Genomic DNA, 21,632 nt, shown 5'->3' with positions numbered 1-21,632 from the left:
GAGCCCGCGAATCGACCGCTGACCCCACCTTTGGATCGTTAATCTCACGGATATCCTTAAACTCGCGTTAGTCGCACCGGAGAGCCTGTTGGCCAGCGTTTCGTCTCATCTGCCGTCGCCGCGGGCGCCCAATCTGCTGGACATGGGCGTCGATCCCCGTCGGCCGTTGTTGCTGGTCGACGTCGACGAGGTGCTGGGCCTGTTCATGCAGGGCTTCGGCCGGTTCCTGGAAGGCCGTGGGCTGGAGTTCCGCGTCGATCGGTTCGCGCTGTTTCAGAACATCTATCGCCCCGGCGAGGCGATGCACCTGCCGGTGGAAGAAGGACGCGTCCACTTCGACGACTTCTTCCGCCTGGGCTGCGGGGACATGGAGCCGGCGCCAGGCGGGCCGGAAGCGCTGCGCGCGTTGTCGCGACGGGCCAACGTCGTGATCCTGACCAATGCGCCCGGCCCAGCCCGGATGGCGCGGGCCCGATGGCTGGGCCGGCACGGCATGGACTACCCCCTTGTGCTGAACGCTGGACCGAAGGGACCGGTCGCGGCGGGCATGGCCCGACAGGTCAGCGCGCCGGCCGCCTTCATCGACGACCTGATCTCGAACCTGGACTCTGTGGCCGAGAGCGCGCCCGGCGTGACGCGGTTCCAGATGGTCGCCGATCCGCGGCTGCAGCCGCTCGCCCCGACCGCCCCGGAACGCCACACCAGGATCGACGACTGGCAAACGTTGCGAGAGGCGATCGAGACGGCCGTTTTCTAGGCCGGCGGTTTCGCCGCTCCGGCTGGCGCGGGTTGAGTGAACTCCGCCTCAATGAGAATCTCGACCTCGTCGCCGACGCCAAAGGTCGAGCCCGGCGACGGGACGCCGTACGACACGCCGAAATCAGAGCGCTTGATCTTGCCCTGCGCCGAGAAGCCGATGCGCGCACCCATCGGGTCCATGCCGCCCGCCGCGTAGCCGCCATTGAACGTGGCGTCCAGGACAAGCGGCCGGGTCACACCACGCAGGGTGAAATCACCGGTGACCTTTGCCGTGTTGGCCCCCGTTGGCTCCACCTTTGTCGACTTGAAGGTGATGAGCGGAAACTTCGCGGCGTCCAGCCACTGCGGGCCGGCCAGTTCTTCGTCGAAATCGGGCTCCTCCAGCGGGAAGTCCGTCTCGATGGACTTGGGATCGACGCTGGCCATGATCGACATGGCCGCAGGATTGGCGGGATCGAACTGCAGCACGCCATCGATCCCGGTGAAGCGCGCAGTGTAGCGCGACATGCCCAGGTGATTGACCCGGAAGGTGACGCTCGCGTGGGTCTTGTCCAACTTGTACTCGCCGGCCGGGGCGGTGTTCTTGGCCGGCGCGGCGGCGGGCGCAGCCGGCGCCTCGGCGGACTTGGTTTTCTCCGCCGGCGGTTGTGAACAGGCGGAGACGGTGAGGGCTGCGATCGCCCAGGCGGCTCTCTTCATGCGTCAGATCCTTGATCGAGGGGGTCAGGCTACAACGGAGCGTGGCGCCGCAGGCCGAACTGCGCCATCCGAAATCGACCGAGCCCAGCCCCATTGCGCACGCCGGCAAAACGGAACAAACCATGATCCATGATCCGGATCGGGGTGGATTTCGGCGGCACGAAGATCGAAGCCGCAGCGCTGGATGCACAGGGCCGCTTCCAGGCCCGTGTGCGCGGCGCCTCTCCGCGTGAGTACGAGGCGGGCCTGGCGGCCGTGCGTGAACTTGTCGCCGAGGCCGAACGCCAGGCAGGCGTCACCAGCGCAAGCGTCGGTGTCGGCGGCCCAGGCTCTCCGTCTCCGGCGAGCGGCCTGATGCGCAACGCCAACTCCACGGAACTCAACGGCCGCCCCTTCCCGGCCGATCTCACCCGCGTCCTGGAGCGGCCCGTTCGCTACGCCAACGACGCCAACTGCCTGGCGCTGTCGGAGGCCGTCGACGGAGCCGGAGCAGAGTTCGGCGTGGTCTTCGCCGCCATCCTCGGCACCGGCTGCGGCGCCGGGATCACCGTCGAGCGCAAGATCCTGGAGGGCCGCAATGCGTTCGCCGGCGAATGGGGTCACATGCCCCTGCCCTGGCCCGTGGACGCCGAGCATCCCGGCCCTTCCTGCTGGTGCGGGCGGCGCGGCTGCATGGAGCTTTGGGTCTCGGGCAGCGGCTTTACGAAGGACCACGGCGGCGGCCTTTCCGGAGAGCAGATCATCACCGCAGCCCGCGCGGGCGACCACGCGGCCGTCGAGACCCTGGACCGCTACGTCGACCGACTGGCCCGAGGCCTGGCCATGGTGTGCGACGTCCTCGATCCGGACGTCATCGTTCTGGGCGGCGGCATGTCGAATGTCGGCGAGCTCTATGAGCGGCTGCCCGGCGCGATCGCGACGCACGTGTTCTCGGACCAGTTCGAAACCCCGGTCCGACCAGCCATGCATGGCGATTCTTCCGGCGTGCGCGGCGCCGCCTGGCTGTGGCCGCTCGAGCCATGACCGCGCTCTGCCGCGACTGCTTCCGGCGCGGCGCTTTCGAGCGGCGCTGCCCGGCCTGCGGCTCGCCGCGGATCGTCGTCCATCAGGAGCTCGAAAAGCTCTCGATCGCCCATATGGACTGCGACGCGTTCTATGCCTCGGTCGAGAAGCGCGACGATCCCTCGCTGCGCGATCAGGCGCTGATCGTCGGCGGCGGCAAGCGTGGCGTCGTCACCACCTGCTGCTACATCGCGCGGATGTCCGGCGTGCGCTCGGCCATGCCGATGTTCAAGGCCCGCCAGCTCTGCCCGCAGGCGGTGATCCTCAAGCCCGACTTCACCAAGTACCGCACCGAGAGCCGGCGGATCATGGAGATGGTCCGCGACCTCACGCCCCTGGTGCAGCCGCTGTCTCTGGACGAAGCCTGGATGGACCTGTCCGGGACCGAGCGTCTGCATGGCGCCCCGCCGGCCGAAACCCTCTCGCGGCTGCAGGCCAGGATCGAGGCCGAGATCGGCATCACCGTCTCCATCGGCCTGGCGCCCAACAAGTTCCTCGCCAAGATCGCCTCCGACCTCGACAAGCCGCGCGGCTTTTCGGTGATCGGCGCTGCCGAGGCGCAGAGCTTCCTCGCTCCGAAGCCGGTCGGGATCATTCCCGGCGTCGGCCCGGCGATGGTCAAGTCGCTGGAAGGCGCCGGCCTGCCGAGGGTCGGCGACATCGCCCGGACCGACCTCAAGGTCCTGGCCCAGCGCTTCGGCGCTCAGGGCCTGCGCCTGCACGACCTGGCGCATGGCCGCGACAACCGCCCGGTCAATCCGCACGAGGAACGCAAGGGCATCAGCGCCGAAACCACCTTCAACGACGACCTGACCTCGCTCGCCGATCTCGAGGACAAACTGGCCCCGCTTTGCGATCGCGTCGCGCGTCAGGCCCGCGCCGGCCAGGTCGCCGGCCGCGTGGTGACCTTCAAGCTGCGCCATACCGACTTCAAGATCATCACCCGCCGCCGCGTCCTGCCGGTTCCGACCCAGACGGCCAAGACACTGTTCGCCGTCGGCCGCGAAATGTTGGCCAAGGAAGCCGACGGCCGCGCCTGGCGGCTGATCGGCATCGGCATGTCGGAGCTGATCGACGCCGACGCCGTGGAACACGACTTTTTCGCCGACGCCGAGCACAAGGCCCTGGTCGAGGAACGCGTCGTGGATAAGCTACGGGCGCGATTCGGTCCCGACGCGGTCACTTCCGGCCGTGCATTGGGAGCCAAACGCACCTCCCATGATTGAGGGCTGCCGTGTTCCCCCGCATTCGGGGTGACAAAAACGCGCGGTTGGCGGGCTTGGAGCGTTTGGCGGGCATTTCAACCCTTCCATACGGCAGCCTTTTCCATATCTAATCCATTGTAGAGAGGGCGCCTGCCCTCAGGAGACCTGTTCGATGGCCGAGCGCAAGCAAGGTGATCAAGATACGGGCGTCCGGTCGACGGTCATCACTCAGACCAAGCCGAAGACGCAGAAGCCGTCGATGTATCGCGTGCTCATCCTCAATGATGACTACACGCCGATGGAATTCGTCGTCTACGTGCTTGAGCAATACTTTAATAAGTCGCGCGAAGACGCGACGCGGATCATGCTGCACGTACACCAACACGGTGTCGGCGTGTGTGGCGTGTTCACATACGAAGTGGCGGAAACGAAGGTGGCCCAGGTTGTTGAAACCGCTCGCCGGCATCAGCACCCGCTACAATGCACAATGGAAAAGGATTGAGGCCCAGTGCCGTCATTCTCGCGCCAGCTTGAAGAATCTCTCCACCGCGCGGTGGCTTTCGCAAACCAGCGTAAGCACGAGTACGCGACGCTAGAGCACCTGCTGCTCGCCCTCATCGACGATGAGGACTCTGCGGGTGTGATGCGCGCGTGCGACGTGGACCTGGCCTCCCTGCGCACAACGCTCACCAATTACGTGGACAACGAGCTCCGCTCCCTGGTCGTCGATGACGGCGAGGACGCCAAGCCGACCTCGTCGTTCCAGCGCGTGATCCAACGCGCTGTGATCCACGTCCAGTCGTCGGGTCGCGAGGAGGTGACCGGGGCCAACGTCCTCGTCGCCATCTTCTCCGAGCGCGAAAGCCACGCCGCGTACTTCCTGCAAGAGCAGGACATGACGCGCTACGACGCGGTCAACTACATCGCCCACGGCATCGCCAAGAAGGCCGGCGCCGAGCAGCCCAAGTCGGTCAAGGGCGCCGAGGACGAGGACAAGCCCGCGGTCAAAACCGGCGGCGAGGCCCTCGAAGCCTATTGCGTCAACCTCAACGAGAAGGCCAAGCAGGGCAAGGTCGACCCGCTGATCGGCCGTCACGCCGAGGTCGAGCGCTGCATCCAGATCCTGTGCCGGCGGACCAAGAACAACCCGCTGCTGGTCGGCGATCCGGGCGTCGGCAAGACGGCCATCGCCGAAGGCCTGGCCCGCAAGATCATCAGCAACCAGGTCCCTGAGGTTCTGGCCGGCGCGACGATCTTCTCGCTCGACATGGGTTCGCTGCTGGCGGGCACCCGCTATCGCGGCGACTTCGAAGAGCGCGTGAAGCAGGTCGTCAAGGAACTGGAAAACCACCCCGACGCGATCCTGTTCATCGACGAGATCCACACGGTGATCGGCGCTGGCGCGACCAGCGGCGGGGCCATGGACGCCTCGAACCTGCTGAAGCCGGCTCTGGCCTCGGGCACCCTGCGCTGCATGGGCTCGACCACCTACAAGGAGTTCCGTCAGCACTTCGAGAAGGATCGGGCCCTGGTCCGGCGCTTCCAGAAGATCGACGTCAACGAACCGACCATCGAAGATACGATCAAGATCCTGAAGGGTCTGAAGACGTACTACGAGGAGTTCCACAAGCTCCGCTACACCAACGACGCCATCAAGGCGGCGGTGGAGCTGTCGGCCAAGTACATCACCGACCGCAAGCTGCCGGACAAGGCCATCGACATCATCGACGAGGCCGGCGCCAGCCAGATGCTGCTGCCTGAAGGCAAGCGGAAGAAGACGATCGCGGTGAAGGAGATCGAGACGGTCGTCGCCAAGATCGCCCGCATCCCGCCGAAGTCGGTGTCCAAATCCGACACCGTGGCGCTGAAGGAACTCGAAGTCGATCTGAAGCGCGCGGTCTACGGTCAGGACAACGCGATCGAGCAGCTCTCCGCCGCCATGAAGATGGCGCGGGCCGGTCTGCGCGACGCGAACAAGCCGATCGGCTGCTACCTGTTCTCGGGCCCCACCGGGACCGGCAAGACCGAGACCGCCCGCCAGCTGGCCTCGACCATGGGCATCGAACTCCTGCGCTTCGACATGTCGGAGTACATGGAGCGCCACACGGTCAGCCGCCTGATCGGCGCGCCTCCCGGCTATGTCGGCTTCGACCAGGGCGGCCTGCTGACCGACGCTGTCGATCAGCACCCGCACGCGGTCGTGCTGCTCGACGAGATCGAGAAGGCTCACCCCGACGTCTTCAACATCCTGCTGCAGGTCATGGACCATGGCGTCCTGACTGACGCCAACGGCAAGAAGGTCGACTTCCGGAACGTGGTCCTGATCATGACCACGAACGCCGGCGCCTCCGACGCCCAGCGCAACGCCATCGGCTTTGGCCGCGGCAAGCAGGACGACGAGGTCGATGAGGCCCTGAAGCGCCTGTTCACCCCGGAATTCCGCAACCGTCTGGATGCGGTGGTCCAATTCAAGGCGCTGACCCAGGAGATCATCCGTCAGGTCGTGCAGAAGTTCGTCATGCAGCTGGAAGCGCAGCTCGCCGATCGTCACGTCACCATCGAGACGACCGAGGAAGCTGCGGACTGGCTGGCCAAGAACGGCTTCGACGAGCTCTACGGCGCCCGGCCTCTGGCCCGGGTCATCCAGGAGCACATCAAGAAGCCGCTGGCCGACGAGATCCTGTTCGGCAAGCTGGTCAAGGGCGGCCACGTCAAGGTGGTGCTCAAGGACAGCAAGCTGGGCTTCGAGATCGAAGGCGACGACCGCGAACCGGGAGCCCCGATCATCGAGGATCCCGCCGAGGACGCGGCGACCGAGCTGGCCGACTAAGGCGCCAGCCAGGCCCCATAACGACAAACCCCGGAGCATCCGCTCCGGGGTTTTTCTTTGGCCGCTCGGCTTGCTGACAGTCTAGGCGATCTTCGCCGCGATCTGCTCGGCCAACGCCTTCAACTCAGCCGGATCGGCCATGCCGCCGGCGCCATGGCGCCCCAGCTCAACGCCCGTCCAGCGCGGAATGATGTGGAAATGCAGGTGGTAGATGGTCTGCCCGGCCGGGGCGCCGTTGAACTGCGACACCATGATCCCGTCCGGGTTCAGCGCTGCGCGCACCGCCCGGGTGATGCGCTGCACCCCCAGGATCAACGGCGTCAGGACCTCGGGTTCGACCTCCAGCAGGTTGCGGGCCTGGGAATGCTTCGGGATCACCAGCGTGTGCCCTTTGGACTGCGGAAACACGTCCATGAAGGACAGGATGTCTCCGTCCTCGAAGACCTTGGCCGCCGGCGCCTCGCCGCGCAAAATCTTGGCGAAGATGTTTCCGTCCTCGTAGGTCCCATCCAGGCTCATCGCGCGCTCCTCCAGTTCATCGCACGGTGGTAGCGCATTGCCCCGGAGGACGAAACACAGCCGTTGGCCCCTCGCGGGATACCCGGAGCCGGACTGCGAGCCGCTACAACGGGTTTACGCCCCCTCGCCTTGCGATAACGTGCATCTCAACTGCACAGACAGACGGCCAGAAAAGGCCGCGGAGGGAGGGAAGCGATGTATCTCGCCGATCACGCGCGGCTGACGCCCGACAAGCCGGCCATGATTTCCGCCGACACCGGCCAGGCGGTGACCTTCGCCGAGTTGGACGAGCGGTCGAACCGCTTCGCACAGTTCCTCTACGCGCAGGGTCTGCGCCGGGGCGACCACATCGCGGTCCTGATGGAGAACAACCTCTCCTTCATGGAGCCGATCTGGGCGGCGTTCCGATCGGGCCTCTATGTCACGACGATCAACCGCTACCTGCCGCCGGACGAGGCGGCGTACATCGCCAACGACTGCGGGGCCAAGGCGCTGGTGACCTCCTACGCCAAGCGCGACACGGCGGCCGAACTTCTGGATCTGATCCCCAACGTCGCGATCCGCCTCATGGTCGGCGGCGTCATTCCGGGGTGGACATCATACGAGGCGGCTGTCGCCTCAGGCTCACCCGAACCGCTGGCCCGGGAGTGGATGGGCGACTCGATGCTCTACTCCTCGGGCACCACCGGCCGTCCCAAGGGAATCCTGCGCCCCCTGCCCGAGATCACGCCGGCGGAAGGGTTCGACACGCGCCAGGCGTCCAATCGCTATGGGCTGACGGCGCAGTCCGTCTACCTGTCGCCTGCTCCGCTCTATCACGCCGCCCCGCTGGCATATGTGCTGACGGTGCAGTCCTTTGGCGGCACGGTCGTGATGATGGAGCGGTTCGATCCAGAGCAGGCGCTGCAACTGATCGAGAGTCACAGCGTCACGCACAGCCAGTGGGTGCCGACCATGTTCGTGCGCATGCTGAAGCTGCCGGTCGAAGTCCGCACGCGATACGACCTCTCCAGCCACACGGTCGCCGTTCACGCGGCCGCGCCCTGTCCGGTCGAGGTCAAGCGCCAGATGATCGAGTGGTGGGGACCGATCCTCTACGAGTACTACGCCGGCACCGAGGCGTCGGGATCGACCTTCATCACCAGCGAGGACTGGCTGGAGCATCCGGGCTCGGTCGGCCGCGCGGCTCTGGGCGTCCTGCACATCTGCGACGAGGACGGGGTCGAACTGCCCATCGGCGAAACCGGCCTCGTCTACTTCGAGCGCGAAGCGCCGACATTCGAATACCACAACGATCCGGGCAAGACGGCCTCCGCCCGCCACCCCGACCACCCCAACTGGAACGCCCTCGGCGACGTCGGCTACCTGGACAAGGATGGCTACCTCTACCTCACTGACCGCAAGGCCTTCATGATCATCTCGGGCGGGGTGAACATCTATCCGCAGGCCATCGAGGACGCCCTGGTGACCCACCCCAAGGTCGCGGACGTGGCCGTTTTCGGCGTGCCGGACACCGAGATGGGCGAAGCGGTGAAGGCGGTGATCGAGCCAGCGCCGGGCCAGGCGCCGAGCGACGAACTGGCGGCGGAGCTGATGACCTACGCCCGGGAGCGGCTGGCGCACTACATGGCGCCGCGGTCCATCGACTTCATCGTGGAGATGCCGCGCCTTCCCACCGGCAAGCTCTACAAGCGGGTGCTGCGCGACGCCTATTGGCAGGATCGGAAGATCTGAGCCGGCCCTAGGACTGGCGGAACGGCGAGTACTCCTCGGCCAGCCACTCCATCTCCCCATTCACCGCCTCGCGCTCGCGGCGCAGGAAGTCGTCCACCGGCGCGCGCAGGCGCGGGTCGGCGATGTAGTGCGAAGAGAACACCGGAGCCGGCAGATAGCCACGGGCGATCTTGTGCTGCCCCTGGGCGCCCGCCTCAACCCGCGCCAGCCCCCGGCCGATCGCCCACTCGATAGCCTGATAGTAGCAGAGCTCGAAATGCAGGAACGGCACGTCCTCCACGCAGCCCCAGTTGCGGCCATAGAGGCAGTCGTCGCCGATCAGGTTGAGCGCTCCGGCGATCCAACGGCCGTGGCGACGAGCCATGATCAGCAGGACCCTATCGGCCATCCGCTCGCCCAGCAGCGAGAAGAACAGCCGGTTCAGATAGGGCCGCCCCCACTTGCGTGAGCCGGTGTCCATGTAGAAGCCGAAGAAGGCGTCCCAGTGGTCCTCGGTGATCTCGTCACCTGTCAGAGCCAGGATCTCGACCTCGGCCTGCGCATCGCGCCGCTCGCGTCGGATGGTCTTGCGGCGGCCCGACGACAGCGCCCCCAGGAAATCGTCGAACATGGCGTAGCCCTGGTTCAGCCAGTGATACTGCTGCCCCTGACGCTGGGAGAGCCCGCGCTCGCCCAGCCACTCCCACTCCTCCTGGACCGGGAAGTTCACGTGCAGCGAGGAGACGTCGTACTGCTCACAAACGGCCAGCGCTCCGCCCAGCAGGATTCGGCGGGCCTCCTCGACATCGACATCGGGCCGCACCAGCAAGCGCGGCCCGGTCACCGGGCTGAAAGGGGCGGCCGAGATCAGCTTGGGATAGTACTGCCCCCCTGCCCGCTCGTACGCGTCGGCCCAGGCGTGATCGAAGACGTATTCGCCCTGGCTGTGGGACTTCAGATAGAGCGGCATGACCGCTGCGGTGCGCCCTGCTTCGTCCTCGACGGACAGGTGCTGCGGCCCCCAGCCCGTGCGCTCGACGGCGCAGCCCGCCGCTTCGGCGATATCCAGGAAGTCGAACGAAACGAACGGATTGCCGCGGTGGTCCGGGTGGCCGGCGCACGCGTCCCAGGCCTCACGGCCCAGGTCGGCGACTCGGCGGCTGATCTGCACCGCCGGCTTGAGCTTCACGCTTCGAAACCCTCGAAGATCAGGTTGTCGCAATGGTCCTTCACCGCGTCCCACTGGCCCGGCTCGCGAACGGTCCAGGCGACAACGGGCATCCCGTCCTCGCGGAACTTCGCCGCACGCGGATCGGGCAGCATGCCGATGTGCAGCGCCAGGAAATGCGGCCGGGCGATGGAGACGTGCTCCAGCCGCGCGAAAGATTCGCGCTGCGCCTCGTTCATGTTCGGAGCCTGTTTGTAGTCGTAGCTGTCCAGCCCGCGCAGCACGCCGGGAAACCGGTCGGCGAACCAGGCGTGGGAATAAGGATTGAAGCCGATGACGCAAGTCGGCCCCGCGTGATCGATCAGCAGCTCGTGCACCCGCTGCTCGAGCGGCCCGACCTTGCCGTATGGCGTCTTGAGTTCGATGTGCACCATCGCCCGTCGACCGATGAGGGCCAGGGTCTCGCGCAGGGTCGGTATCGTTTCGTCGGAGCCCGCCAGCCGCAGCTCGCCGAGGTCGGCGGCCGTCCTGTCCTGCAGCTTGCCCTCAACCCCGGTCATCCGCTTCAGGTCTTCGTCGTGGAAGACCATCGCCTCGCCGTCCGACGACAGGTGGACATCAAGTTCCACCCCGTATCCGGCCTCACAGGCGGCCTGGAACGCCGCCAGGGAATTCTCCGGAGCGCCGCCCCGGGTCCACAACCCGCGGTGCGCCACCGGCGGGTGGAACAGAAGATCCCAGGCCTCGCCGAAAGCATTGCTCACCTGACCTGCACCACGGCGTCGACCTCGACCGAGAAGCCCAGCGGCAGGCGGTAGACGCCCACCGCCGAGCGGGCATGCTTGCCGGCGTCGCCGAAGGCCTCGACCATCAGGTCAGAGGCGCCGTTCACGACCTGGGGAATCTCCAGGAAGTTCGCTCCGACCTGGACGAAGCCGCCCAGCTTGACCACGCGGATCACGCGATCGAGATCGCCGTCGCAGGCGGCCTTGATCTGGGCGATGAGGTTGATGCCGCAGAGCCGGGCAGCCGCCTTCGCGGTCTCCAGGTCGACGTCCTCGCCGACCGTGCCGCGGATGCCGCCGCTGGCGTCCACCGAAACCTGGCCCGAGATATGGACAAGGTCGCCGGCCCGGACGAAGGGCACGTAGTTGGCGACCGGAGGATTGGGCTGCGGCAGGGTTAGGCCAAGCGCAGACAGACGTTCTTCGACCTTTGACATGCCGAAGGTCTACCGCCGCACCTGAGACCCGAAAAGAGAAAAGGCCCGCGCCTGGGCTGGCGCGGGCCTTTTCCGAGAGGACACCCCGCGAGGCGGGGCGACTGGAAGCTCTTAGCGAGCCGCCTGCAGGCGCTCGACGGCCGCGGTGACGCGCTCGTTGAGCGGCTTGACCGCATCCTTCACCGACGACGACACGATGTCCGACATCTTCGAAACTTCGGCGATGTAGGCGTCGAGGGCCGACTTGGCGTAGGTGGTCTGAAGCTCGATCACTTCCTGCACCGACTTGGCGCCCGAGAGCGACTTGGCGGCGGCCACGTGATCTTCCACGGCCTTCTTCGAGTAGGCCATGGCCTGGGCGCCCAGGGCTTCAGCGCCCTTGGTCGAGGCGGTCACCGAGGCGATGACGGCTTCCAGGTTCTTCTTCGAATGGGCGTTCATGTCGTTCAGCTGAGTAAGCGACTTCTCGACGGCGTCCTTAAAAGCGACGTTGCCGGCGGTGGTGAACTGTTCGACGGTGTTCTTGACGGTCTCGGCGGCGGCCATGGGCGGGCTCCTGGGGTCGGGTTGGGCGGTGGTCTACCGCGACGCAAACGGGGACGGGGGACTTGCCTTGAACTCGCCCGTTATTTCCCATGTTGCAGTGCAGCAGTCAAGGGATTTTTGTGCAGTGCACAATGACCTGCCCGTTCGCTAGGCGCCGGACGTTCACGGAAGTGTTGATCGCGTCAGGCGCGACAAATGGGCCCGTTCAAGTCCTGTTTACCATCGCGCAAGGCTACGGCTGTCATGGTACGACTCATCCCGAGTGGCCCGGGGGCCGCTTAACCCTTTGTATCGACGGACGAACCGTATGTTCGAGCGCGCCCGCCGCCTGATAGCGTCTCTTGTTCTCGCCGCCGCGACCGCCGTCGCGCCGGTAGCCTCGACCGCGCAGGCCCAGGTTCCTTACCTTCAGCTTCCTGCCAGCCATCCCAAGTACGCGGCCGTCGTGGTCGATGCGAAGACTGGCGAGGTCCTGTACGCCAAACGCGCGGACAGCCCTCGGTATCCCGCCTCGATCACAAAAGTCATGACGCTGTACCTGGCGTTCGAGGCGCTGGCCGCTGGCCGCATCCACCTCAATGATCCGGTGGTGATCTCGCCGCGCGCCGCCGCCCAGGCCCCGACCAAGCTCGGCCTGCGCCCCGGCGAGACCCTGACCGTGGAACAGGCGATGCAGGCGCTGGCCATCAAGTCGGCCAACGACATCGCCGTCGCCCTGGCCGAGAAGCTCGGCGGGTCGGAGGCGCGCTTCGCCGCCATGATGACCCTGCGCGCCGAAGAGCTCGGCATGCGCAACACCCGTTTCGTCAACGCCTCGGGCTTGCCCGACAGCCGCCAGATCTCCACGGCCCGCGACATCGCCATCCTGTCGCGCGCGGTGATGCGGGACTACCCGCAGTACTACAAGCTGTTCAGCCAGCAGAGCTTCACGTTCCGCGGCGTGACCATGCGCAACCACAACGGCCTGCTGGGCCGGATGCCGGGCGTCGACGGGCTGAAGACGGGCTACACCAACGCCTCGGGCTTCAACATCGCCGTCTCGGCCGTGCGCGACAATCGCCGCCTGATCACCGTCGTCCTGGGCGCCCCGTCCACGGCGATCCGCAACAACAACGCCGAGGACCTGATCCTCACCGGCTTCGACGTGATGGCCCGCCGCGACCGCGGCGAGAAGATCACCGTCGCGCAGAACCTGTTCGAGCCCGAGCCCACCGGCCCGATCGTCCGCCCCTCGATCGAACAAGGCGACAACGAGCAGGACGGCCTGAAAATCGTGCTGGCCTCGGCCACCCCCTCGCCTGCCGCCTCGCGCACCAAGGTCGAGCCCTCGAAGAGCGCCAAGAAGGGCGGCAAGTGGTCGGTCCAGGTCGGCGCGTTCAAGACCAAATCCGACGCCAAGGAACAGCTCGCCCTGGTCACCAAGCGCTTCGGCAAGCACTTCAGCGCCGCCAACGGCGACATCGGGGCCAAGGTCGGCGGCTCGTACCGCGCCCGCTTCTCCGGCTACACCGAGGCTTCGGCCAAGGACGCCTGCCAGGCCCTGAAGGCCAAGCGCCTCGCCTGCATGGTCGTTCGCCCGACCTGACGACTACTTCTTGAGAAGACGATCCCTGGCCGCGTTCAACTGCGCGGCCAGGCCGCTGGTCCCACCCTTGTCGGGGTGGGCCATGCGCATCAGGCGGCCATAGGCTTCCTTGATCTCGGCCTCGCTGGCGTCGGGCCCGACCCCCAGTATCGAGCGCGCCTCGCTATCGCTGAGGCGACCGGCCGAGGGCGGCGGGATCATGCCGGTCCGGCGGGTCGACACCGCCAACCATAGCCCCATCACCACCAGCACGATCGACTTCCCCCAGCCGCCGCGCACGCCGACATAGGCCGCCGCCGCGAAGCAGGCGATCGCCAGCGCGCCGGCCAGGAATCGCCACTCCCGCCGCTTCAGCATGGGCTTGCCACGGGTAAGCCAGACCAGCAGCAACAGCGCCGCGCAGCCGATCGCCAGGTACAGCATCGGGCCAGGCTATTGCGCCGCCAGGAGCTCTTCGCCGCCCAGGCCCGATAAGCCCAGCGATCCCATCAGGGCCCGCAGCTCCTGGCGCGCGGCCACGTGCTGCAGCGACATGGCCACCGGCCGGATGGTCGGCGACAGGTCGGCGATGGTCAGGCCGAACGGGAACAGCTCGCGATAGATCACCCGGTCGCGCAGACCCGGCCCAACGCGGAAGCCGACCCGGCGCGACAGCGCCTGCACGCGCTCGTCCAGGCGCTTGCGGTTGCGCGCCTCGGTCGGCGCCAGACGGTTGCGCAGCACCACCCAGTCGATCGACTTGCCGGTGGAGACCGCGCGCGCCTTGCGGCTGTTCCAGACCGTCTCGGAATAGAGGCTGGGACGCTTCAGCTCCAGACTCACCGGATCGACTACGCCCAGCATGTCGAAGTCGACGAAACTGTCGTTCATCGGCGTCACGATGAGGTCGGCCATGCCGTGCGCCGCGCGGCCGATCGCCGTGTCGCTGCCGGGCGTGTCGATCAGCACGAAGTCGGCCTGCTCGGCCGCCAGGCCGAACGCCTCTTCGAAACGGGCCAGCGCTTCCTCATCGGCGGCCTTCGCCAGCTCGGCGCCCAGCGGAAACTCCAGCGGCAACGGCGCGACCGCGCCATTGGCGTCCAGCCATGCGCGGCGATGCGCGAAGAAGTGCCCCATGGACTGCTGGCGCACGTCCAGGTCCAGGGTCGCAACCTTGGCTCCGCCATGCAGCAGCGCGGTCGCCAGGTGGATGGCGATCGTGGACTTTCCAGCCCCGCCCTTCTCGTTCCCGACGACGATCACCTTGGCTTGTGACATCGATCCTTAACTCCACAACCGATTCGGCGGCTTCGCACCGATTCTATTGGTTAACAGGAACCTTCACCACGACGCGGCGTCAACGTAAGGCGCCGCCAGGGCTGTGGATGGAATAGACGCCAAGGGCCGACCGCGCCATAAGCCCCACACCTTGCCCCACGAGTCCAGCATGTCCCAGATCGCCATCGTCCGCACCGTCGCCGAGCTCCGCGCCCAGGTCGCGGCCTGGAAAAGCGCCGGCGAGCGGGTGGCCCTGACCCCCACTATGGGCGCGCTGCATGACGGACACCTGTCGCTGGTGACCCTGGCCAAGGCCAAGGCCGAACGCGTGGTCGCCAGCGTCTTCGTCAATCCGACCCAATTCGGCCCGAACGAGGACTTCGACGCCTATCCTCGCGACGAGGCCCGCGACGCGGCGCTGCTGGCCGGCGCCGGCTGCGACCTGCTGTTCGCACCGACCGTGCGCGAAATGTATCCCGACGGCTTTTCGACCACGGTCACCGTGACCGGCGTGTCAGAACCGCTCGACGGCGCCGCGCGCCCCGGCCACTTCGCCGGCGTGGCGACCATCGTCAGCAAGCTGCTCCTGCAGTGCGGCCCCGACGTCGCCGTCTTCGGCGAAAAGGACTACCAGCAGCTCCAGGTCATCAAGCGCCTGGTCCGCGACCTGGACATTCCGGTCGAGATCGTCGGCGCGCCGACCTCGCGTCTGGAGGACGGCCTCGCCCGCTCCTCGCGCAACGCCTATCTGAGCCCGGCCGAGCGGGAAGTGGCCGGCCGGATGAACGTCGCGCTTGCCGACGCGGTCCGTCGCCTCAAGGCCGGCGAGAGCGTCGAGCGTGTCGAGGCGACCGGTATCGCGGCGCTCGAGCGCGCCGGCTTCCAGCGCATCGACTATTTCGAGGTTCGCAACGCAGACGACCTCAGCCATCCCGGCCCCGGCCCGCTCGCTGTCCCGGCCCGGATCCTCGCTGCGGCAATGATCGGCAAGACCCGGCTGATCGACAACATGGCGGTGCAATAACACCCGCCCACCGCCGTCAGGCCGGTTCGCGTTGCACACGGCTCACCAGGCGCCGGCCTCTCGCAGCTGCCGCGCCAATTCCGGAGGAATGTCGCCGTCCACGCCTCCGGAGAGGTCCGGCGGCGCGTCCTTGGCCTCCAGATAGCGCCAGCCCTGGAACGCACGCCTAGGCGTCGGCGCCACGCGGATTATCTCTGGATCGACGGTCACTTCGCAGCGCGCGTTGACCGCCTCCCCCACAGTATCGACGGCCAGGATGCGCTGTCGGCACATGATCACGCCCCTGAACACCCGGTAGAGCGATCCGCCGTCCAGCAGTTCAGCCGCCCGTTTGGGCGTCTGGCGGGTGTGCATGATCCAGGGCCGGCCCGCCTGATGCCAGGCGAGCAGATCCTCGATGGTGTCGCACCCCACCACCAGCTTGATCATGTTCAACGCCATGGACGTGTTCAGACTTGCCAGTTCGGCTTGCGCTTCTCCAGGAAGGCGCGAACACCCTCCTGGCCCTCGGGACTGACCCGGGTGCGGGCGATGCGGCGGGCCGTCTCTTCCATGACGTCCTCGACCGGACGATAGGCGACGTCCTCGACCAACTTCTTGGACGCGGCCACCGCTTCGGGGCCGCAGGCCATCATCTCGACGCCGATGCGGTCGCGCGCGGCTTCCAGCGCGGCCGTGTCCGCGACGACTTCGTTCACCAGGCCGATCTTCTCGGCATGTGCGGCGTCGAACACCTTGCCGGTGGCGAACAGCGCCCGCGCCTGCCGCGGGCCGATCGCGCCGACGACATAGGGGCTGATGGTCGCGGCGATCAGGCCCAGCCGCACTTCGGAGAAGCTGAATTTGGCGTCGACGGTGGCGACGGCCATGTCACAGGCGGCCGCCAGCCCAGCCCCGCCGCCGAACGCGCCGCCCTCGACCAGGGCCACAGTCAGGGCCGGGATGTCCCACAGACTCTTGAGCATTCGGGCCAGCTGCATCGCGTCGTCGCGGTTGTCGGACTCGGTGCGGTCAATAGCCTCGCGCATCCACTCCAGGTCCGCGCCCGCGCTGAACGTGCCGCCGGCCCCGCGCAGGAACACCACGCGCACGCCCTCCGCGCCCTGGAGGGTCTCGAAGGCTTCGTGCAGGGCGGCGATCAGCTCGGCGTTGAAGGCGTTACGGCGGAACGCGCGGTTGAGGGTCACGGTCGCCACGCCTTCCGGCGTCGCGTCGATGTCCACCAGCCGGGACTCGGCGTCGGTGTCGGTGATTTCGACCAGCGGGTCGGCGATGGGGTTGGTCATGTCTACGGGCTCCTAAAGCCTAACAAGAACGCTGGACCGAAACTTTGGATCAGGCCAAGCCATAGCTCCCCGGGGCGACGCAAGCTAGGTTCCTCCCGTGGTCAGTTTGCCCGATATTCCCAGCGACTCCGCGTTGGCGCGCCTCTTCTATGAGGAGCGCGGCCACGGCGAAGCGACGTGGTTCTCCCTGCCGGGCGGCGCCACCCTGTTCCAGGCCGGCGAACCGGCGGACCACCTCTATTTCCTCCGTGCCGGGCGGCTAGGCGCCTTCCGCAAGGAAGAGAACGGCGAGCCCCAGTTCCTGGGCGTAATTCGCCCCGGAGAGCCGGCCGGCGAAATGTCGTTGATCGCCGGGGCGCCGCATAGCGGCTCGGTCGTGGCCCTGCGCGATTCGGAAATCTTCGCCCTGCCGCGCGACGCCTTCTTCGAAGCCGCCGAGGCTGACGCCTCGGTGATGACCGAACTGGCTAGGCTGATGATCTTGCGCAGCCGCCAGGCGGCGACCAAGACCTCGGTGGGCGAGCCGTCGGTCTACGGCTTCGTCGCCACGGGCGCGCCCGTCCCCGTCAGGCCGCTGCTCGACAAGGTCGCCCGCGAGATCGGCCGTCTCGGCTTCTCGGTGACCGTGGTCGGCAGCGAAGCTCAGAGCGCGCCGACCGAGTGGTTCTCCGAGGTCGAGCGCGACTACGACTTCGTCCTCTATGCCGCCGAGGCTGACGACATCGGCTGGCGCCAGGTCGTCGGCCGCCAGGTGGACCGACTCTTCCGCGTGGCGCGCGGCGACGCCGCGCCGCCGCCCGAGGGCCTGGCTCATGCCGAGCCGCTGCAGGTCCAGCGTCTGGTCGACCTGATCCTGGTGCAACCAAAGGCCTGCAAGACTCCGCGCGGGTCGCAGGCCTGGGTCGACGCCCTGCAGCCGTCGCGCCTTTTCCATGTGCGCCACGACAACGCCGAGGACGTGCAGCGGATGGCGCGGCTGCTCACCGGGCAGTCCGTCGGCCTGGTGCTGTCGGGCGGCGGCGCACGCGCCTACGCGCACGTCGGGGCGATCAAGGCCCTGAAGGAACGCGGCGTCCCCATCGACTTCGTCGGCGGTGTCTCGATGGGCGCGATCGTCGGGGCCGGCCTGGCGGTCGGATGGGACGGCCCGGAGATGGACGAGCGCATCCGCGACGCCTTCGTCACCACCAGCCCGTTGGACGATATCGCCCTTCCGCTGCTCGCCATGACCCGGGGCGAAAAAGTGCGCGAGCGGCTGGCCAAGCACTTCGGCGACATCCAGATCGCCGATCTATGGCTGCCGTTCTTCTGCGTGTCGTCGAACCTCACCACCGGCGCCTATCAGCTTCACAAGGGCGGGCTCCTGCGTGAGGCGCTGCGCGCGACGATCTCCCTGCCCGGCGTGCTGCCCCCGGCGACCACCAGCGACAACAACGTGCTGGTCGACGGCGCGGTGATGAAGAACTTCCCCGCCGACATCATGCGCCTGTCGCAACTTGGCCCCATCGTCGGGGTCGATGTCAGCCGCGGCCGGTCGATCACCGCCGACGACGTCGCGCGCCCGGAGTCGGTCTGGCGCTGGATTCGTTCGGGCCAGTGGCGCAAGGGGCCGCCCATCGTGTCGCTGCTGATGCGCGCGGCGACCGTCTCCACGGGACGCGATCTCGCCGCCGCCCGCGAGGCCACCGACGTCCTGATCACCCCCGATCTGACCGGCGTGGAAATTCGCGATTGGTCGGCCTATGCCCCCGCGGTCGAGGCAGGCTACCGCGCCACGATCGAGGCGTTGGACAAGCTCACCCGCCCGGTCACCGAACTGCGCCGTCGCCCCGATACCGAGGACGAGCACGAACTCCGGGCGGTCACGCTGACGTGAGATACGAAGAGGGTTTGCGAAGCGGCCCATTCGGTCCCATATTGAAATTCCTGTTCAACAGCTGAAAGGAGGTGACCCAGTGTCTCATTGTCCTCATCCGAGTGTGGAAGCCGCGACCCGGGTCGCCGCTTACGAGGTCTCCAAGTAAGCGCCGAGTTGCGGGCCGCACTGCGGTCCGACAATGGAAGGGCCGGTTCTCGCAAGAGAGCCGGCCCTTTGTCTTTCTGGGCTGAGCATCTCGCCCATTACCTGCAAGGTCATGGAGCCCAGGCCTGTGCGCCGCTAGGCTCCACCCATGATCGCAACAGCAACAGCGGTGGGCGACCACCTTCGCCAATGGCGCCAGCGCCGCCGTCTCAGCCAGCTCGACCTGGCGCTCGACGCCGAGATCTCCACCCGCCACCTCAGCTTTCTCGAGACTGGTAGGGCCCAGCCCAGCCGGGACATGGTCCTGCGCCTGGCCGAGCAGTTGGAGATCCCATTGCGTGAACGGAACACGATCCTGGTGGCGGCGGGCTTCGCGCCGGTCTTTCCACAGCGATCGCTGGACGATCCCGCCTTGGTCGCCGCGCGCAGGGCTGTCGACCTGATCCTGACCGGGCACGAGCCCTACCCTGCCCTGGTGGTTGATCGGGGCTGGAACCTGGTCAGCGCCAACCGGATGATCGGGCCGCTGATGGAGGGTGTCGCCCCCGAGCTGCTGGCCGCGCCGATGAACGTGCTGCGGCTGACCCTGCACCCTCAAGGGTTGGCGTCGCGGATCGCCAACCTGCACGAATGGCGCGCCCATCTGCTCGATCGTCTGCGGCGCGAGGTCGAACTCACGGCGGATGCGCAGCTGTCAGAGTTGCTGACCGAGTTGAGGGCCTACCCCATTCCGGGAGGCCAACCGCCGCGCAAGCCCTCGGACGAGTTCGGCGGGGTGGCCATGCCGTTCCGCATCCAGACCGCCGCGGGGTTGCTGTCGTTCTTCAGCACGACGACCGTATTTGGCACGCCGGTGGACGTCACGGTGTCGGAATTGACCCTGGAGACATTCTTCCCGGCCGACGCCGAGACAAGTCAGGCGCTGCGCGCCCTCGCCGACAGCCTGCCCGCCTAGAAGTCCACGCAGGCGGGCTGGGTCACCAGCAGGACCGATTCCTGATTGAACCGCGCCTTGTAGGCCTTGCGGGCGGCATTGAGCTTCAGGTTGGCGTCGATGCCGTTGGGCAGCACCAGCACCACGACCTTGGACGCTTCGCGGATAAGCTTGTTTTCGTCGCCCTTCCATTGGCCGCCGCCCTCCAGGACGGTCAGTCCGCTCGGGAAACGCGGCGTCAGTTCCTCGTCAACGAACTTGCGGAATTCCGCCGCGGAAACGCCAGGTTTGCCGCCGACATTTTGGCCGAAGAAGAGCTGAGCCGTGCGCATCGACTCCTGCCCCGAGGGGCAGCTAAGCCCATGAAAACTGGCGCAGCCGCCGAGCGCCAGAACGCTCAGGGCTGCCGCAAAGGAAACGACGCGCATCATGTTGTATAGTTAGCACGCGTCGCGCCTTGCGAGGAACGGCCCCGTGGCTATTCGTCGCGTTCCAGCACCGCATCGACATGCTCGATGTCCGGCCGGCCCAGGCGGTCCAAGATCATGTAGACGGCCACCCCGATCAGACCGACGCCGGCGATCCCCGCCAGCCACACCACCGTACCGGGGTTCATCGCCCCATCGCCTTGCGGCTGGGGCATGTTGACCGCCCAGAACAGGCAACCGCCAAAGAGGGCCACGCCAGCTCCGGCTAGGCCCACCGCCGGCATCAGCCCAGGCTTCTTGGGAGTCACCACCTCGATGGCCGGGGCCGTCGCGGGTTCGTCCGGGGCGGGCTCGAGCTCGGCCTCGACCTCCGGCGCGGCGGCCGGCGGCGCCTCGTCGAACAGGTTGGGTTCGGATTCATTGGCCGCGACCAGTTCCAGCTTCGGCGCCTCGAACGCTTCCGGCGACGCGAACTCCTCTTCCACCGGCGGCGTCAGCACGAAGGCGGCTTCCGCCGCCGGCTGAGGAAAGGCGGCCATGAGGGGGCCGGGCTCTTCGATGACCAGCCGCGGGGCCGGCTCCACGACCGGACCCTGGCGAAGCGGCTCACTGAAGATGCTGGACAGGCGCGAGGAAACCGAGGCGGCCGCCGCTGCTGCTGGGCTCTGCAGGTCGTCCTCCAGCACCGGACCCGCCGGGCGTTCCTGGTGAACTTCATCACGCTCGATGAACGCCCTCGCGCCTTCCATACGGGCGGTCAGGGCGGTGGGCGTCTCGCGCGGCACGACGCCAGTAGCGTCCAGATCGATATTGGGCCTCAGCACCGGCGACGGGGCCGGAACCCAGCCGTCGGGAGGCGTGAGGAACAGGGTCTTCTCGGCCGAGCGTCGGCGAACCAGCGCATCGACCACGATCCTCTCGCCTTCGAACTCGGCCTTGCGCCACAGCTCCATGGCGCAGGCGGCCTGGATCATGCTGCCTTCGTTCAGGCGGCGCAGCACGGACGAGCGGCGGAAGTTCTCGACCCCGATGTTAAAGGTGAAGGCGGCGAGCGCGTCGAACTGGTTCTGGCTAAGCGGGGTGAACACCCACTCGTTGATCGAATGCGAGACGGCGATGAGGTCGTAGATCAGCAACGCCTCGGCGTCCTGTTCCGAGACTTCGGCGCCCTCGCGGGCGGTCAGGGTGTGGCCATGGCCGATCGTCCAGCGGCCGTCGGGCAACTGGGCGGACTTTCGGCGGTAGCCTTCGAAGCGCTTGATCAGCTCGATCGCCGACCTCGACACTTGATTACGCGGTTTCATGGCCTGATTGACCCATCCTGACACATGGGCGCACGCACCCAGGGCTTAGCGGGCAAGATAGAGGCCGC

Annotated in this window: 22 protein-coding genes; 10 read left to right on the top strand and 12 right to left on the bottom strand. The window is 67.1% G+C overall.

Going from position 1 to position 21,632, the window contains the following annotated elements; genetic code table 11:
* The first annotated feature begins 88 nt into the window (after positions 1-88).
* On the top strand, positions 89-757 hold the full coding sequence (locus tag ASC79_RS00540) for a hypothetical protein (RefSeq protein ID WP_327082813.1): 669 nt from the start codon (positions 89-91) through the stop codon (positions 755-757).
* Here ASC79_RS00540 and ASC79_RS00535 read toward each other — a convergent pair.
* Positions 754-1,458 (bottom strand): YceI family protein, encoded by a 705-nt coding sequence (locus ASC79_RS00535; protein ID WP_056018203.1) that lies wholly within the window; start codon positions 1,456-1,458, stop codon positions 754-756. The genes ASC79_RS00540 and ASC79_RS00535 overlap by 4 nt on opposite strands.
* 129 nt (positions 1,459-1,587) lie before the next feature.
* Between ASC79_RS00535 and ASC79_RS00530 the strand changes: the two genes are divergently transcribed.
* From ASC79_RS00530 to clpA, 4 genes are all read left to right on the top strand, one after another.
* Entirely contained in the window at positions 1,588-2,481 is an 894-nt protein-coding gene (locus ASC79_RS00530; protein WP_056018201.1) for an ROK family protein, read from the top strand.
* Positions 2,478-3,746, top strand: a complete 1,269-nt coding sequence (locus tag ASC79_RS00525) for a DNA polymerase IV (RefSeq protein ID WP_056018199.1) — start codon at positions 2,478-2,480, stop codon at positions 3,744-3,746. The genes ASC79_RS00530 and ASC79_RS00525 overlap by 4 nt, the downstream gene beginning before the upstream one ends.
* Before the next feature lie 151 nt (positions 3,747-3,897).
* The gene (clpS, locus tag ASC79_RS00520) at positions 3,898-4,227 is read left to right on the top strand and encodes an ATP-dependent Clp protease adapter ClpS (RefSeq protein ID WP_056018198.1); all 330 of its coding nucleotides are present in this window, start codon (positions 3,898-3,900) and stop codon (positions 4,225-4,227) included.
* Positions 4,228-4,233: 6 nt separating this feature from the next.
* Positions 4,234-6,555: an ATP-dependent Clp protease ATP-binding subunit ClpA gene (clpA, locus tag ASC79_RS00515; protein ID WP_056018196.1), complete on the top strand. Its 2,322-nt coding sequence runs from the start codon at positions 4,234-4,236 to the stop codon at positions 6,553-6,555.
* A gap of 81 nt (positions 6,556-6,636) precedes the next feature.
* On the opposite strand, the gene ASC79_RS00510 is transcribed toward clpA, so the two are convergent.
* Positions 6,637-7,074, bottom strand: a complete 438-nt coding sequence (locus tag ASC79_RS00510; RefSeq protein ID WP_056018195.1) for an HIT family protein — start codon at positions 7,072-7,074, stop codon at positions 6,637-6,639.
* Positions 7,075-7,269: 195 nt separating this feature from the next.
* Between ASC79_RS00510 and ASC79_RS00505 the strand changes: the two genes are divergently transcribed.
* Positions 7,270-8,808, top strand: a complete 1,539-nt coding sequence (locus tag ASC79_RS00505) for an acyl-CoA synthetase (RefSeq protein ID WP_056018193.1) — start codon at positions 7,270-7,272, stop codon at positions 8,806-8,808.
* A 7-nt stretch (positions 8,809-8,815) separates the two neighbouring features.
* On the opposite strand, the gene ASC79_RS00500 is transcribed toward ASC79_RS00505, so the two are convergent.
* The 4 genes from ASC79_RS00500 to ASC79_RS00485 form a co-directional block, all read right to left on the bottom strand.
* Complete coding sequence (locus ASC79_RS00500) at positions 8,816-9,976, bottom strand: GNAT family N-acetyltransferase (protein ID WP_056018191.1); 1,161 nt, start codon at positions 9,974-9,976, stop codon at positions 8,816-8,818.
* A complete protein-coding gene (locus ASC79_RS00495; RefSeq protein ID WP_056018189.1) occupies positions 9,973-10,719 on the bottom strand; it encodes a glycerophosphodiester phosphodiesterase in 747 nt (248 codons plus the stop codon). Before ASC79_RS00495 ends, ASC79_RS00500 begins: the two co-directional genes overlap by 4 nt.
* Positions 10,716-11,177, bottom strand: a complete 462-nt coding sequence (locus ASC79_RS00490; protein WP_056018187.1) for a RidA family protein — start codon at positions 11,175-11,177, stop codon at positions 10,716-10,718. The genes ASC79_RS00495 and ASC79_RS00490 overlap by 4 nt, the downstream gene beginning before the upstream one ends.
* A 111-nt stretch (positions 11,178-11,288) precedes the next feature.
* Positions 11,289-11,723 carry a phasin family protein gene (locus ASC79_RS00485; protein WP_056018185.1) on the bottom strand — a complete coding sequence of 145 codons (435 nt, stop codon included), beginning with the start codon at positions 11,721-11,723 and terminating at the stop codon, positions 11,289-11,291.
* A gap of 307 nt (positions 11,724-12,030) precedes the next feature.
* Between ASC79_RS00485 and ASC79_RS00480 the strand changes: the two genes are divergently transcribed.
* Positions 12,031-13,308 carry a D-alanyl-D-alanine carboxypeptidase gene (locus tag ASC79_RS00480; RefSeq protein ID WP_056018183.1) on the top strand — a complete coding sequence of 426 codons (1,278 nt, stop codon included), beginning with the start codon at positions 12,031-12,033 and terminating at the stop codon, positions 13,306-13,308.
* 3 nt (positions 13,309-13,311) lie between these two features.
* On the opposite strand, the gene ASC79_RS00475 is transcribed toward ASC79_RS00480, so the two are convergent.
* Positions 13,312-13,731 carry a DnaJ domain-containing protein gene (locus tag ASC79_RS00475; protein ID WP_056018181.1) on the bottom strand — a complete coding sequence of 140 codons (420 nt, stop codon included), beginning with the start codon at positions 13,729-13,731 and terminating at the stop codon, positions 13,312-13,314.
* A gap of 9 nt (positions 13,732-13,740) precedes the next feature.
* A complete protein-coding gene (locus tag ASC79_RS00470; protein WP_056018179.1) occupies positions 13,741-14,565 on the bottom strand; it encodes a division plane positioning ATPase MipZ in 825 nt (274 codons plus the stop codon).
* A 169-nt stretch (positions 14,566-14,734) separates the two neighbouring features.
* Between ASC79_RS00470 and panC the strand changes: the two genes are divergently transcribed.
* Complete coding sequence (gene panC / locus ASC79_RS00465) at positions 14,735-15,589, top strand: pantoate--beta-alanine ligase (protein WP_056018177.1); 855 nt, start codon at positions 14,735-14,737, stop codon at positions 15,587-15,589.
* Between the two features lie 42 nt (positions 15,590-15,631).
* Here the strand turns inward: panC and ASC79_RS00460 are convergent, their stop codons facing one another.
* Both ASC79_RS00460 and ASC79_RS00455 read right to left on the bottom strand, forming a co-directional pair.
* Positions 15,632-16,030: a DUF1489 domain-containing protein gene (locus ASC79_RS00460; protein WP_056018176.1), complete on the bottom strand. Its 399-nt coding sequence runs from the start codon at positions 16,028-16,030 to the stop codon at positions 15,632-15,634.
* Between the two features lie 8 nt (positions 16,031-16,038).
* On the bottom strand, positions 16,039-16,875 hold the full coding sequence (locus ASC79_RS00455) for an enoyl-CoA hydratase-related protein (protein WP_056018173.1): 837 nt from the start codon (positions 16,873-16,875) through the stop codon (positions 16,039-16,041).
* A gap of 97 nt (positions 16,876-16,972) precedes the next feature.
* Here ASC79_RS00455 and ASC79_RS00450 point away from each other — a divergent pair, with 97 nt between their 5' ends.
* The gene (locus ASC79_RS00450; RefSeq protein ID WP_056018171.1) at positions 16,973-18,751 is read left to right on the top strand and encodes a patatin-like phospholipase family protein; all 1,779 of its coding nucleotides are present in this window, start codon (positions 16,973-16,975) and stop codon (positions 18,749-18,751) included.
* A 295-nt stretch (positions 18,752-19,046) separates the two neighbouring features.
* Entirely contained in the window at positions 19,047-19,853 is an 807-nt protein-coding gene (locus tag ASC79_RS00445; protein ID WP_056018169.1) for a helix-turn-helix domain-containing protein, read from the top strand.
* On the opposite strand, the gene ASC79_RS00440 is transcribed toward ASC79_RS00445, so the two are convergent.
* Entirely contained in the window at positions 19,850-20,164 is a 315-nt protein-coding gene (locus tag ASC79_RS00440; protein ID WP_056018167.1) for a DUF3574 domain-containing protein, read from the bottom strand. The two genes, ASC79_RS00445 and ASC79_RS00440, sit on opposite strands and share 4 nt — an antisense overlap.
* A 146-nt stretch (positions 20,165-20,310) precedes the next feature.
* Entirely contained in the window at positions 20,311-21,564 is a 1,254-nt protein-coding gene (locus ASC79_RS00435) for a lysozyme (protein WP_056018165.1), read from the bottom strand.
* Positions 21,565-21,632 lie beyond the last annotated feature (68 nt).

Source organism: Phenylobacterium sp. Root1290, assembly GCF_001425305.1.
Taxonomy (GTDB): Bacteria; Pseudomonadota; Alphaproteobacteria; order Caulobacterales; family Caulobacteraceae; genus Phenylobacterium.
The sequence above is the reverse complement of the archived record's forward strand: the minus strand, read 5'-3'. Positions and strand labels throughout refer to the sequence as shown.